The following is a 13,572-nucleotide window of genomic DNA, read 5'->3' as shown; positions in this document are numbered from 1 at the left end:
ACGAATTAGATTGCTCGTTTCCGTAGACGGCGACGTTCGCGCTCTGAGAGCCCTCCCCAGATTCCGAAGCGCTCGTCATTGCTCAAGGCATATTCTAGACATTCCGAACGGACAACACATGCGCCGCAGACACGTTTCGCGTCGCGAGTCGAACCGCCCTTTTCAGGGAAGAAAGCTTCGGGGTCAGTCTGTGCGCACAGAGCACGGGCCTGCCAGCCCAACTCGCCCTCGTCAACTTCGCCGCCAACACCAAGCCAAACAGCCTTGATGGTTTCGCGCACTTCGTCATCCTCGTCGAGCTCAGGTGCCCACGAACCGACCGAGGAAATTTCTTCGGTCTCGGATAACGTGTCATGTTCTTTCAAGAAGTTGTCGGCCGCGGTCTCCAGATCGGCTGCAACTGCAACCCGTGCGGACTCACCGGCTTGAGGATCGACAAACCAGTCGGATGGTGCGTCCTCCAGCCCATATTGAGCCGACGCAACAGCCGAGGTCGAAAATTCGGAGTACCCCTGCTCCAGATTCGCCATGGTGATGTTGACCTTTCGATTGGTTTGAGAAGATCGGGCCGTCATTGCTCCCGATCCATCCGGCAGCATTTATTCCATCGAACTAGCGAAAAGTGATGAACCTGCCCGGACTCACCATCTAATTACAGCCGTGTAACTCCGCTAGAGTCAAGCGGGGAGGTCATTCTAAGAAGAGTTCTCAGGAAACTCCCGGCACAACACGCCGTCAAAAGATGCAGATGAGGTGGGCGAGTCCCGTCTTAGCTGAATTCTCGGTGAATTCTCAGTAATTAAATTTAAGGACATTCAATGAGCAATAGCCTACAATCAGGAACTTTCGTGGAGAATCTACTCGCGCCACGGCGCAGTTCAGCCTCCCCATGGCTCACCTGGTACTCCGTCCGCGGGGAACGTATCGAGCTCTCCGGTCGGGTATTTGACAATTGGGTCGCGAAAAGCGCCAATCTTTTGGGTGAGGTCTTCGACCTCGATGAAGACTCGCTGGTGGTGCTTGACTTGCCAGCGCATTGGAAGTCCTTGGTCGTGGCTCTAGCCGCACTGCATCATGGCGCCACGCTGGTTGATGCTGGACATGATGATGCCCAGCAGGCATCGGTTTGGGTTACAGCCCAACCGAATGATGAGCGCATCCCCAACAGCTCTGAAATCCTCGCCGTGAACCCGGCAGCTCTCGCGCTGTCCTTCGGCTCGGATCTCGGCCCTGTCGCAGAAGACTTCAATGCCTCCGTGCGTACCTACGGGGATCAGTTCTATCCCTCGCCAGTTCCTGGTGATGCTTCAGCCATCGCAACCAATGGTGACGCCCCCGTCAGCCTAGCCACGTTATTCAATACCGAAGCTAAGGCGCAAGGAACTATTCTAGTGCGTTCCCAGCAACCCGTACTCGCCTTGCTGCCCTACGCCATTGGCCAGTGGAAAGCAGGAGACGCAATTGTGCTAGTGGAAGACGGTGTAGAGATTACCCCGCGCCTTCGCGACGGTGAACGCATCACTTTCGACTACCAACTTGCTAGCTAACGGATCACCGTTGGCACCGTGCCGGTATCGGCCTGGCCAGTAGAATCTACCGTGTCAGCGCCGGTATCGGCCGCCTTCTTGCCCAGAATTTCGTGGTCGTGGGCAAATTCTTCTTCCGCATCCATCGCGCTGCCAAAGACCCAGAAACGGTAGGCGAAGAAACGGAAGATGGTGCCGAGCACCAAGCCGACTACCGAACCGGCGATGAACACCGAGGTCGGATCGGTCAAGCCCAACCAGTACTTGGTGACCCATACACAGGCCGCGGCAATGCCCAAGCCAATGGCATTCATGATGATGAACATCACGAGCTCACGCAGCACATTGGCCTGGCGGCGGTGGCGGAAGGTCCAATAGCGGTTGGCAACCCAAGAGAACATCGTCGCGACGACACCAGCAATGATTTTCGCTTTAACCTGCGAATCGCTCATGGAGCCATGCAGCAGCCAGACGTAGATCCCCGAGTCGATGATGAACGCAACGCCACCGACGACGCCGAACTTCGCCACCTCGCGCCACAGCAACGAGATGAGTCCGACTATTTTGAGTTTGATGCGCTCGAGCAATTGTCCTCCAGGGAATAATGTTCCCGTCTGGCTAGCAGTAACTACGCGCACTTAGCACTACGAGAAGCGCGCGATCTTGCCATTTTATCGGCACTTTCTGGAAATTGACCGAATTGTGAGAGTAATCAGACATCGCGCATGCGATTCTCAACGTCGCTTTCGATACCCTTGTAATCGTGAGCTTTCCAAAAATTGGTGTGATTGGTGGCGGGCAGCTAGCCCGAATGATGGCCCCCGAGGCCCTGAACCTAGGTTTTGAACTGCATGTTCTTGCCGAAGGTCCTGATGTTTCGGCTGCGCGATGCGTTCCAGACGCTCCTGTAGGCGATTACAAAGACCTCGATACCCTGCGCGAATTCGCCAAGGGCAAGGACGTTGTCACCTTTGACCACGAGCACGTGCCCAACGAATTCTTGACCACCCTGATCAATGAGGGCGTCAACATCCAGCCGCGACCGGCAGCGCTGATCCATGCCCAGGACAAGCTGGTCATGCGCGAAGCCATCGAACGCCTCGGACTGCCGAATCCCGCGTGGGCCAAGGTTGAAGATGTCGATGCCCTGATCGCTTTCGGTGAGCAGACCGGCTGGCCAATTGTGCTCAAGACCCCACGCGGCGGCTACGACGGCAAGGGCGTGCGCATGCTGGACAATGTCCAGGACGCCAAGGATTCCGCGGACTGGTTCGCCAATGGCCCGCTGCTGGCCGAAGACAAAGTCGATTTCTCCCGCGAACTATCCGCTTTGGTAGCCCGCACGCCTTCGGGCGAGGCCAAGGCCTGGCCCGTGGTCCACACCATCCAGGTTGATGGAGTCTGCGATGAGGTGATTGCGCCCGCCCAGGACATTGACGAGGCCACCGCAACCACCGCAGCCGATGCGGCCTTGCGCATCGCGAAAGAATTCGGCGTCACCGGCGTCATGGCCGCAGAACTCTTTGAAACTCCGGGTGTAGGCGCAGGTTTCGTGATCAACGAATTGGCCATGCGCCCGCACAATACCGGTCACTGGACCATGAACGGTTCGGTCACCAGCCAGTTCGAGCAGCACCTGCGTGCGGTCCTGGATCTGCCGCTGGGCGAAACCCGCGAACTGGGCGTGACCGTGATGAAGAATTATCTCGGTGGCGCCAATCAGGACCTCTACTCGGCTTTCCATGCCGCATTGGCCGCCGCGCCCGAGGTCAAGGTGCATGCGTACGGCAAGTCCGTGCGTCCGGGCCGCAAGATCGGCCACGTTAACGTTGTGGCTAACGCAGGGCAAAGCGTGGATGAACTTCGTTCGCAGGCCAATAAGGTTGCCGCGCTAATCCGCGACGGCGTCAAAGCCACCGTCTAGTCTTTATTTTGATCAAGAGCCGCTGCCATCTACCGGGCAGCGGCTCTTACTAGAACACCGCAAGGAAAATCTCATGTCTGAAGCACCACTTGTCGGCCTGGTAATGGGTTCTGATTCCGATTGGCCGGTAATGCGCCTGGCCGCACAGGCTCTGGCCGAGTTCGGAATCCCTTTTGAAGCGGACGTCGTTTCGGCGCACCGCATGCCAGAAGAAATGATCGATTACGGCAAGAAAGCCCACGAACGCGGACTGCGCGCAATCATCGCCGGAGCAGGTGGTGCAGCGCATCTTCCCGGTATGCTTGCAGCTGTTACACCGTTGCCGGTGATCGGAGTTCCAGTTCCACTGGCTAAACTAGATGGAATGGACTCCCTGCTCTCCATCGTCCAGATGCCTGCAGGAGTCCCCGTAGCAACTGTTTCCATTGGCGGAGCACGCAATGCCGGCCTGCTGGCTGTGCGCATGCTCGCAGCGGGAACCGATGAGCTAGCCGAATCGTTACAGGTAAAGTTGCTTCAGTTTGCAGATTCACTGCGCGAGCAAGCCCATGCCAAGGGTTCGGCTCTGCGTGCTGAAGTTGCCAACGAGAATTTCGCCTCCTAGGGAAAGTCCAAAAGTACATGGGTTCTGCCAGTCACCGCGCACCAAGTCCGTTGCGCCAGCCGGAGACCATCAGCTCTCCGCAGCGCAGCAAGCGGGCTCTGATCCTGGTCCTGCTGACCATCTTCTTCCCCGGCGGCGCTCAGCTGGTGGCGGGAAATCGCAAGCTGGGACGGATCGCAGTGTCCATCACCATGGCCTGCTGGCTGGCCATTCTCGCGCTGGCAGCCCTGTACTTCATTGATCGTTCGATCATTCTCGGCTGGGTAGCCCACCCGAACTTCCAGCTGTTCTTGATCATCGTGCTCGGCACGCTGGCTCTGGGCTGGCTGATCATGTTCACCAACACCTTGGTGATTATCCGGCCCAAGCTGCTGGCCCCTGGCATGCGTGCCATCGTTACCGTCTTCACCCTGGCGGCCGTGGTAGCCACCAGCGGTGTCTTCATCTACGGCGCCTCGCTCTTGAATACCGGACGCGAGACCATTGTGGCCGTCTTCGATGAAGGTCCTGCCTTCGAACCAATCGACGGGCGCTACAACATCGCAGTCTTCGGCGCTGACTCCGGTGACAACCGCGAAGGCGTCCGCACCGACGTTGCGGCTCTGCTTTCTGTTGATGCCAAAACCGGCAAGAGCCTGCTGATCTCGGTGCCACGCAACTTCCAGAGCGCGCGCTTCGCCCCGGGCTCTCCCATGGAGGAGATCTGGCCCCAAGGCTACAACTGCGGTGACGAGTGCATCTTCAATGCGATCTACCGCAATGCCGAGACCGAGCACGCAGACGCCTTCCCCGACACCGTGAAGAACGTCGGCGCACAGGCTGCCATGGATGCGTTGGAAGGCACCACCGGGCTTCCTGTCCAGGGCTACGTCATGGTCAACATGGCCGGGTTCGAGCAGTTCGTTGACGCCCTCGGCGGCGTCACCATCAACTCCGGCGGCTGGGTTCCCTACAACGGGAAGTACCACGAAAACAGCACCGTGCGCACCCACTGGTTCGCACCGGGCACCCACGAATTCACCGGCAAGCAGGCGTTGTGGTTTGCCCGCTCACGCGACTTCACCGATGACTACCACCGCATCAAGCGCCAGCAGTGCTTGCAGCAGGGAATCATCAAGCAGTTCAAGCCGCAAACGATCCTGAGCAATTTCACGTCCATCATGGCGGCCGGTGAACAGCTGGTTGAAACCGACATTCCTGCCGGCCAGCTCGGTTCCTTCGTCTCCCTGGCCGAAAAGGTTTCCAAGGAGCCCATGGCCCGCCTGACCCTCGGTGCGCCGGACTTCGAACGCAGCTTCTCCACCTACCCCGACTTCGACAAGCTGCAAGAGCGCATCCAGACGTTGATCGCGAAGCAGAACGAGCCAGAGAAGAAGAAGGAAGAGAAGAAGGACAAGCCTGAGAAGAGCGAGGATACCTCCAAGTCCTCGGCTCCGGAAGAAACCCAGGCCTCCGAAGAGGCGCCAGAAACCACTGACGTGAACAATGCGCCGAAGCTGTCGAATGAGGACACCCAGGAATTCACCCAGCCTGATGGCAGCCCGATCACCGAAGAGTACTTGGTGAATTTGGAAATTGCCGGCTACCGCACGTTGATTTCAGAGATCGCGGCAAATAACGACGAATGCTCGGTTCCATAAACGGTTAAGACCCCCCGACCGCCATGCGACCCAACTACCGCTCCTGAAAGGCAATGGTCAAAAGACGTGTTCGAGTTGAAAAACGCGATAAGGGACTACCACTGGGGATCTGCTTCGCAGATTTCCGATCTGCTCGATCTGCCTGCGGAAACCACTCCGCAGGCCGAGATGTGGCTCGGTGCCCATCCCGGGTGCCCGAGCCGGATCTCCGATAGCGGTACAGCGCTCAATGATTTCATCGCCCAGGACCCAGAGCACATTTTGGGGGCAGCAGTCACCCAGCGCTACGGACGATTGCCCTACCTGTTCAAGGTGCTCTCGGCGACCCAGCCGCTGTCGATCCAGACGCACCCAACGCTGAAGCAGGCGCAAGAACGTTTCGCCCGGGAAAATGCGAGCGGCAAGCCGTTGGACGCCACTGACCGCAACTACCGCGATGACAACCACAAGCCGGAGATGCTCTTTGCCTTGACCGACTTTGTGGCGCTATCCGGCTTCCGCCAGCCGGCGCAGATTGTTGACGACCTGCAGATCCTCGCGGCGCACCTGCCTGACTCGGCACATGCCTCGATTGGCCAGCTGGTCAGCCTGCTGCAGGGCACCGATCCGCTGGCCCGGACTTTCAAGCATGTTCTAACCGCTGGGGACGAAATTTCACGGCTGGTAGGGCAGATCAGCGAAGGCGTGGCAGGCAGCCCCGTATTGCACGGCAATGCGCATTTCGCCGAGCTAGTTTCAATCAACAAGATCTATCCTGGCGATCCAGGGGTTTTGGTAGCCCTGCTGCTGAATTTGATCTTCCTGGAACCTGGCCAGGCCATCAGCCTGGGTGCAGGCAACGTCCATGCCTACCTGCGCGGTTTGGGAATTGAGGTCATGGCCAATTCGGATAATGTGCTGCGTGGCGGACTGACCAGCAAGCATATCGATGTTCCCGAACTGCTGGACGTCACCATTGCTACCCCCTCCCCTGCCCCGATTCTGGAGCCGGTGGCCCTGGATACCCACGACCGCCTGTACAAGCCGGACTTTGAAGAGTTCCAGCTGCAGGTTCTCGATCCCACCGAGCCGGGCCTTGCCGCTGATCTGCAGCTGCACGGTGCCGCTGTGCTGCTGTGCACCGCCGGTGAGTTCCTAATAGCCACCCGTGAAGGTGAACGCAACATCAGCCGTGGGCAGTCGTTGTTCCTCACCGCAGCCGAACTGCCAGCCACGGCCACTTTGCAGGGCACCGTACCGGGCCAGCTCTTCGCAGCCAGCGCTCAGATCGACTAGCTGCACGGACCAGCCCCTTCGTGGCGTCACTGGGGTCCCCACCGAAAAACTGCGAGCCATGGACTTGATTCAAGTCCATGGCTCGCAGTTTTGCAATTAGATGTGGATTAGCGGGTGTAGGCTTCCCACTTATCCTGATGGTGCTCACCCTCGACGAAACGGATGGTGCCGGACTTGGCACGCATCACGATCGACTGGGTGTGGATGCGGTTGTCCTTGTAGCGGACACCGCGCAGCAGATCGCCATCGGTGATGCCGGTCGCTGCGAAGTAGCAGTTATCCGAGGTCACCAGGTCGTTCGTGGTCAGCACGCGGCCCAATTCGTGGCCGGCGTCGATTGCCTTCTGCTTCTCGTCGTCATCAGTTGGCCACAGGCGGCCCTGGATCACGCCGCCCAGCGCCTTGATAGCGCAGGCGGTCACGATGCCTTCAGGGGTGCCACCGACACCCATCAGCGCGTCAACGCCGGTGCCTTCGCGGGTTGCGGCAATGGCGCCGGCAACGTCGCCGTCCATGATCAGCTTGGTGCGTGCACCAGCGGCGCGGATCTCTTCAATCAGGCCGGCGTGGCGTGGGCGGTCCAAGATGGTCACGGTCACCTGGCTGATCTTCTTGCCCTTGGCCTTGGCGATCAGGTGCAGGTTCTGCTTCACTGGCAGGCGGAGGTCAACGAGCTCGGCTGCCTCTGGTCCGGTGACCAGCTTCTCCATGTAGAACACGGCCGAAGGATCGAACATCGAGCCGCGGTCGGCTACAGCCAACACTGACAGGGCGTTGTTCAGGCCCAGCGCGGTGAGTCGGGTTCCGTCAATCGGGTCGACTGCGACGTCGCATTCGGCGCCGGTGCCGTTGCCAACCTGTTCGCCGTTGAACAGCATTGGAGCTTCGTCTTTTTCGCCTTCGCCAATCACGACAACGCCGTTGAAGTTCACGGTGGACAGCAGGCCGCGCATGGCGTCGACTGCGGCACCATCTGCGGCATTCTTGTCACCGAATCCAACCCATGGCGAGGAAGCGATGGCGGCCGCTTCGGTTGCACGCACCAGCTCCAGTGCTAGGTTGCGGTCCGGCTCCGCGTCGGAAACCGACAGCCGCGGAGAAAGGTGGGCATAATTGTTCTTTTCGGTCACGAAAGATCCCATCACTGAGTCGTAGTCATTGCGCCTATGCAAACAAGGCCATTCTATCCTCTAGAGTTTTCGCTTTACAGTTCGTGTCGGGAGTGCCTGCTCATAGTTCGACGTGCGTTTGGGCACTCTGGTTCGAATTCCACAGAATCTTCGGGGAGAATGGAAGGCGTGCAACCTGAGAACAACACCGAGAACAACATCCCGGCTACCGGCCATGCGGAAAACGGTACCGAGATGCCTGTTGCGGCCCCGCGAAGCCTGGACGATCCAAATGCCACCTTCGAGGACCTGCCGTTCAAGCCGCAGCTCACCGAGAAGCAGGCTAAGCGCGCGAACCAGACCTTCAAGGGCATGGTGCTGTCCATCGGTTTCACCATTGCCATTCTCATTCCGGTGCTCATGCTCAACCCACCGCCCAAGGACGACGCGTTTGAAAGCGACGTCAACCTGCAGGCAACCGCAGAACAGACGGAGCAGATTTCTGGCTTTGAAATCTTCGCTCCGGAACTGGGCGAAAAGGAATACGCGAATTTCGCCCGCTGGCAGGCTAATGCTGCCCAGGGTGTTCCCTATTGGGAATGCGGCCTAGTCTTCGAAGACAAGAACTTCGTGTGGGTTCGCCAGGCTGCTGAAGCCAACCCGACATGGATTGCCTTGATTACCGATGCGGCGGCGCCCACCGAAACTCGCACCATCGGCGGAGCGCAGTGGGAAGTGCGCATCAAGGACCAGAGCACGTATCTGATCTCCGAGTTCAAGGACTCCACCGTCGTGCTTTCCAGTGACACCTCGGCCGAACAGCTGAACGGTGTTGCTGAACAGGTCGCTAGTGAGCTGAAGTAAGTCACGTTCAAGGGGAATTCCAGTCATATATTCGATATTCGAATAGCATCCCGTAGAATCTGACCTATGCTCCCTGAATCAACACAACCGTCCCTGACGCCTAAAGAGGCTTGGGAAAAGCTCAGCTCAGGCAATTTCCGTTTCGTCAACGAAGACACCCAGCACCCTAACCAGGACAGTGCTCGACGACAGAAGTTGATATCCGGCCAGGAACCTTTCGCTGTCATCTTCGGCTGCTCGGATTCCCGTCTTGCGGCAGAGATCATTTTCGACGTGGGTTTGGGCGACATGTTCGTGGTGCGCACCGCTGGACACGTCCTGGACCCGGCCAGCCTTGGTTCGTTGGAATTCGCCGTCGATATCCTCAATGTCCCATTGATCGTGATCCTCGGGCATAACTCTTGCGGTGCGATCACCAGTGCCATCCAAGCCAAGGAATCGGGCATCATGCCCAAGGGCTTCGTTCGCGACTTGGTCGAGCACATCACCCCCTCGGTCCAGGCAGCCGAGCGCAAGGGCATCACCGACGTGAACGGTACCGTCGTCGAGCACGTCAAGCAGACCACCGACCGCCTCGTCGACCTGTCCAGCATCATCGCGCTGGCCATCGAAGAAGGCCGCACCGCGGTCGCCGGCGTGGCCTACCACCTGCACGACGGCCGCGCTCAGCTGGTCTCCAGCCTGGGCCTCGACTAAGAGCTCCAGACTTCAGGAAAAGCCTTGTAAAACGGCTTTTATTCCCAATTCGGTGAAGCGTCACTGTTGGTTGTGATGTTTACGTCAGAGACCTGTCTTTTGATTACGGTTCGGGCGTACTCTGGGCTCATGACTAACAGTGACGATTTCCGTATCGAACATGACACCATGGGCGAAGTCCGAGTTCCGGCTCAGGCCCTGTACCGCGCGCAAACCCAGCGCGCCGTCGACAATTTCCCGATCTCGGGCAAGACCTTGGAATCCTCGCATATCAAGGCCCTGGCCAAGGTCAAGAAGGCCGCCGCACGAGCCAATCTGGCACTCGGCGTTCTGGATGAAGAACGTGCTGCCGCTATTGTGGCCGCAGCCGATCAGGTCGCTACCGGCCAATTCGATGAGCACTTCCCCATCGACGTATTCCAGACCGGTTCCGGAACCAGCTCGAATATGAACACCAACGAAGTCCTCGCCGAATTGGCAACCCGTGCCTTGAAGGCCCGAAGCAGCGGCACCGAGGTCCACCCGAACGACCACGTGAACGCCTCGCAGTCTTCCAACGACGTCTTCCCGACTTCCGTGCACGTTGCTGCCACCGGAGCGCTGGTCAACGACCTGATCCCGGCCCTCGGAACCTTGGCTTCCTCGCTAGAAGCGAAGTCTGGCGAATTCAAGGATGTCGTCAAATCCGGCCGTACCCACCTGATGGATGCCACCCCGGTCACCCTCGGCCAGGAATTCGGCGGCTACGCTGCACAGGTTCGCTACGGCATTGAGCGCATCGAGGCTGCCCTGCCACGAGTCGCCGAGGTTCCCCTGGGCGGCACCGCAGTAGGCACCGGCATCAACACCCCGGACGGCTTCCCGCAGCAGGTCATCGAGTTCCTCCGCGAGGACACCGGCCTGCCAATCACCGAGGCGCGCAATCACTTCGAAGCACAGGCCAACCGCGATGGACTGGTCGAGGCCTCCGCTGCTTTGCGCACTATTGCTATCTCGTTGATCAAGATCGCTAACGACCTGCGTTGGATGGGATCTGGTCCAAACACCGGTTTGGGTGAAATTGCAATCCCTGACCTGCAGCCCGGCTCCTCCATCATGCCCGGCAAGGTCAACCCGGTCATTTCGGAGGCAACCATCCAGGTAGCAGCCCAGGTCATCGGCAATGACACGGCCATCGCTTGGGCCGGAACCAACGGCGCCTTCGAGCTGAACGTAGGCATCCCGGTCATGGCCTCGAACCTGCTCGAATCCATTCGCCTGCTGTCCAATACCTCGACGGTGATGGCCGAAAAGATGATCGATGGCATCAAGGCCAATGTGGAACGCGCGCGCTTCCTGGCCGAGGCTTCCCCGTCGATTGTCACCCCGCTGAATAAGCTCATTGGCTACGAGAATGCCGCCAAGATCGCCAAGAAGGCCGTCGCCGAGGGGCTGACCGTACGCGAAGCAACCATCGCGTTGGGCTTCGTTGAACGCGGTGAAGTCACTGAGGAACAGCTCGATCAGCTTCTGGATGTTTCCACCATGGTGGGCAAGCACTAGCACCGGGCTTCTTACCCCCTGAGCTACCGCAGTCCGTTGCCAACAGCGGATTGCGGTAAGCTTGCTTAACCGCTAAGAGCAGCGTCCTGCCACGCGGCAGCCTCTGCTAGCCTCCAACTATGACTCGCACCACATCTCGGAATCTCAAGAGCATCGGACTTTGGATCTGCGGCATCCTCGTCCTGTCCTTATCCGCATTCTTCGTCTTCGCTCCGGGCATAGTCGAAAACACCCGAAACAAGATTGCGGTCAAGGACCTCCCGGAAATAAGCGGCGAAGCCGCCAAACTGCATTCCAAGCTCCAGATCGCCGATATGCATGCCGATACATTGATGTGGAACAGGTCTTTGCTCAAGAGCTCTAGCCGCGGCCACGTAGACCTGCCCCGCCTGGAAAAGGGAAATGTCGCACTTCAGGTTTTCTCGTCGGTATCCAAATCTCCCGTGGGCCAGAATTACGACTCCAACAGTGCTGGATCGGATAACATCACGCTGTTGGCCATCGCCCAGCTCCAGCCGCCTAGGACCTGGTTCTCGCTGCTGGAACGCTCACGCTATCACGCCTGGAAACTGCGTGATGATGCCGCGAAATCCAATGGCACCCTGCGTGCCATCACGAACGTTGCCGAGCTCGAGCAACTCTTCAAGGACCGCGCCAGCGGCCGCCAGGTCACCGGGGGCCTCTTCTCGGTAGAAGGCCTGCAGAATCTTGAGGGCAACATCGAGAACGTTGATGTCCTGTTCAACGACGGCATGCGCATGGCAGGCTTCACGCACTTCTTCGACAATGACGTCGCAGGATCCAAGCACGGAGTGGAGAAGGCAGGACTGACCGAATTCGGAGAAGCAGCCATCAGGCGCATGGAAGCGCTCGGCGTCGTATTGGATCTAGCGCATTCCAGCGATGAAACTTTCAACGATGCCATGAAGATCGTGACCAAACCCGTAGTTTTCAGCCACGGCGGTGTGAAAGCTACCTGTGCAGTGAACCGGAACCTCAGCGATGAGCAGATCCGTGCCGTGGCCGGGACCGGTGGTGTTGTTGGCATTGGCTACTGGGACGCTGCTATTTGCACCCTCGATGTGGATTCCGTTGTTGACGCGATGGAGCACGTCATCAAGGTCGCAGGAATCGAACACGTTGGCTTGGGCAGCGACTTCGACGGAGCAACTACCGTCTCATGGGATGCCAGCCAGCTCGCTGTGATCACTCAGGAACTGATGAATCGCGGCTACTCGGATACCGACATTGGGGCCATCATGGGCGGCAATACGTTGCGCGTCTTGCGCGAGGTGCTTCCAGCGAACTAGCTCAGTTCAATCCAATAGCGACGCAGGTCCTCGGTGGAGCCGAAGCGGGGCCCGATTTCGGAAACCGAAGTGACGCTTTCGAGGGCTCCGCCGCAAGCTTCGATAGTTCGCGAAGAAGCAATATTGGAGTCATTGCAGGTAAGCAGGACCCGCGGCAAGCCAAGGTTGCGGGCTTGTTCCAAGGATCCGGCGAGCGCGGTTCTGGCCAGGCCACTGCCACGGGCACTCGGGCGTATGCCGTAGCCTATGTGCCCGCCGACTTCGCGGAGGAAATCATTGCCCAGCTCGTGACGCAGGCTGACCGCGCCCAGGTATTCATCGTCTTGCGCTAGCCACAGCGTGCTTTGGGCAACGAATCCTTCCGGTGGCGTGAAGTTCGGATTTTCCAGATCCTTGAGCAGCTGGACCCACTGTGCGAAGTCCTCCGCGCTGCGCAGATCCCAGCCGTACTTGGCAGCGTAGAAGACCGAGGCACCGTCTTGGTCCGCACCCGCCCATTCCGCTGTGCTTCGCACGAAGGAAGCGTGCAGTGCGGCAGAGGGTTCAATCAATCCAATTCCGGTCATGGGGCAAGTCTATGCTCATGCCAAATAGGATTTGGCGGTCGGAATCGTCAACTTGCGAAGTAGCCACCGGGCCGAGGGTCCAGTGCCCATTGCAGCGCCCGTTCGTGAAGTGGTGGGAGTTCTGGCCGGTCTGCTAGCTCGAAGTACCCCACTTCCAGATTCTCGTCATCGTTGACTTTCGCTTCGCCGGAAAGGTGGCGGGCCTTGAAAACTACATCGAGGTACTGGGCATGATCCCCATTGGGATACACCGTTGGTACTGTCACCCCGACACCCAACAGTTCCGTGATTTCGCATTCAACGCCGGTCTCTTCCAGGACTTCGCGGTGCGCGGTGTGCGATGGTTCCTCGCCAGGATCGATAATTCCTGCGGGCAGGGTCCATTTCCCATTGTCGGCACGTCGCACCAAGAGCACCCTGCTGTCGTGGAGTACAACTATTTTCACCCCAGAAAGCCAAAGCAGTTCATGCCCGATGCGTTTTCGGAGATGGGTGACGAATTCTGGAGTTGCCATG

At 58.7% G+C, this 13,572-nt stretch carries 14 protein-coding genes; 9 read left to right on the top strand and 5 right to left on the bottom strand.

From position 1 onward, the window contains the following. Positions 1-5: 5 nt before the first annotated feature. A complete protein-coding gene (locus ACRDT3_RS02340) occupies positions 6-530 on the bottom strand; it encodes a WhiB family transcriptional regulator (protein WP_431491660.1) in 525 nt (174 codons plus the stop codon). A 288-nt stretch (positions 531-818) separates the two neighbouring features. Here ACRDT3_RS02340 and ACRDT3_RS02335 point away from each other — a divergent pair, with 288 nt between their 5' ends. Next, positions 819-1,547 carry a TIGR03089 family protein gene (locus tag ACRDT3_RS02335; protein WP_431491424.1) on the top strand — a complete coding sequence of 243 codons (729 nt, stop codon included), beginning with the start codon at positions 819-821 and terminating at the stop codon, positions 1,545-1,547. Here the strand turns inward: ACRDT3_RS02335 and ACRDT3_RS02330 are convergent. Continuing rightward, positions 1,544-2,113, bottom strand: a complete 570-nt coding sequence (locus ACRDT3_RS02330; RefSeq protein ID WP_431491423.1) for a GtrA family protein — start codon at positions 2,111-2,113, stop codon at positions 1,544-1,546. The genes ACRDT3_RS02335 and ACRDT3_RS02330 overlap by 4 nt on opposite strands. A 176-nt stretch (positions 2,114-2,289) precedes the next feature. Here ACRDT3_RS02330 and ACRDT3_RS02325 point away from each other — a divergent pair, with 176 nt between their 5' ends. The 4 genes from ACRDT3_RS02325 to manA all read left to right on the top strand — a co-directional run bounded on the left by ACRDT3_RS02325 (position 2,290) and on the right by manA (position 6,969). Beyond that, complete coding sequence (locus ACRDT3_RS02325) at positions 2,290-3,450, top strand: 5-(carboxyamino)imidazole ribonucleotide synthase (RefSeq protein WP_431491422.1); 1,161 nt, start codon at positions 2,290-2,292, stop codon at positions 3,448-3,450. 73 nt (positions 3,451-3,523) lie between these two features. Continuing rightward, positions 3,524-4,054, top strand: coding sequence for a 5-(carboxyamino)imidazole ribonucleotide mutase (gene purE / locus ACRDT3_RS02320; protein ID WP_105657464.1), 531 nt, complete (start codon positions 3,524-3,526; stop codon positions 4,052-4,054). A 17-nt stretch (positions 4,055-4,071) separates the two neighbouring features. Then, positions 4,072-5,694 carry an LCP family protein gene (locus tag ACRDT3_RS02315; protein WP_431491421.1) on the top strand — a complete coding sequence of 541 codons (1,623 nt, stop codon included), beginning with the start codon at positions 4,072-4,074 and terminating at the stop codon, positions 5,692-5,694. Positions 5,695-5,760: 66 nt separating this feature from the next. Next, complete coding sequence (manA, locus tag ACRDT3_RS02310) at positions 5,761-6,969, top strand: mannose-6-phosphate isomerase, class I (protein ID WP_431491420.1); 1,209 nt, start codon at positions 5,761-5,763, stop codon at positions 6,967-6,969. A 107-nt stretch (positions 6,970-7,076) separates the two neighbouring features. Here manA and glpX read toward each other — a convergent pair whose 3' ends face one another. After that, positions 7,077-8,111 (bottom strand): class II fructose-bisphosphatase, encoded by a 1,035-nt coding sequence (gene glpX / locus ACRDT3_RS02305; RefSeq protein WP_431491659.1) that lies wholly within the window; start codon positions 8,109-8,111, stop codon positions 7,077-7,079. A gap of 156 nt (positions 8,112-8,267) precedes the next feature. Here glpX and ACRDT3_RS02300 point away from each other — a divergent pair, with 156 nt between their 5' ends. From ACRDT3_RS02300 to ACRDT3_RS02285, 4 genes are all read left to right on the top strand, one after another. Beyond that, positions 8,268-8,942, top strand: a complete 675-nt coding sequence (locus ACRDT3_RS02300; protein WP_431491419.1) for a DUF4245 domain-containing protein — start codon at positions 8,268-8,270, stop codon at positions 8,940-8,942. Positions 8,943-9,008: 66 nt separating this feature from the next. Continuing rightward, positions 9,009-9,638, top strand: a complete 630-nt coding sequence (locus ACRDT3_RS02295) for a carbonic anhydrase (protein WP_431491418.1) — start codon at positions 9,009-9,011, stop codon at positions 9,636-9,638. A gap of 129 nt (positions 9,639-9,767) precedes the next feature. Beyond that, positions 9,768-11,180, top strand: a complete 1,413-nt coding sequence (locus tag ACRDT3_RS02290) for a class II fumarate hydratase (protein WP_431491417.1) — start codon at positions 9,768-9,770, stop codon at positions 11,178-11,180. 119 nt (positions 11,181-11,299) lie between these two features. Continuing rightward, positions 11,300-12,490 (top strand): dipeptidase, encoded by a 1,191-nt coding sequence (locus ACRDT3_RS02285; RefSeq protein ID WP_431491416.1) that lies wholly within the window; start codon positions 11,300-11,302, stop codon positions 12,488-12,490. Here the strand turns inward: ACRDT3_RS02285 and ACRDT3_RS02280 are convergent. Together ACRDT3_RS02280 and ACRDT3_RS02275 are read right to left on the bottom strand one after the other, a co-directional pair. Beyond that, positions 12,487-13,056, bottom strand: a complete 570-nt coding sequence (locus tag ACRDT3_RS02280; protein WP_431491415.1) for a GNAT family N-acetyltransferase — start codon at positions 13,054-13,056, stop codon at positions 12,487-12,489. The genes ACRDT3_RS02285 and ACRDT3_RS02280 overlap by 4 nt on opposite strands. A 47-nt stretch (positions 13,057-13,103) precedes the next feature. Beyond that, positions 13,104-13,571 carry an NUDIX hydrolase gene (locus ACRDT3_RS02275; RefSeq protein WP_431491414.1) on the bottom strand — a complete coding sequence of 156 codons (468 nt, stop codon included), beginning with the start codon at positions 13,569-13,571 and terminating at the stop codon, positions 13,104-13,106. Between the last annotated feature and the right edge of the window lies 1 nt (position 13,572).

The sequence above is a fragment of the Glutamicibacter sp. genome, assembly GCF_050701915.1.
In the GTDB taxonomy this organism is placed as follows: Bacteria; Actinomycetota; Actinomycetes; order Actinomycetales; family Micrococcaceae; genus Glutamicibacter.
This window is presented reverse-complemented; position numbering and strand designations above follow the sequence as displayed.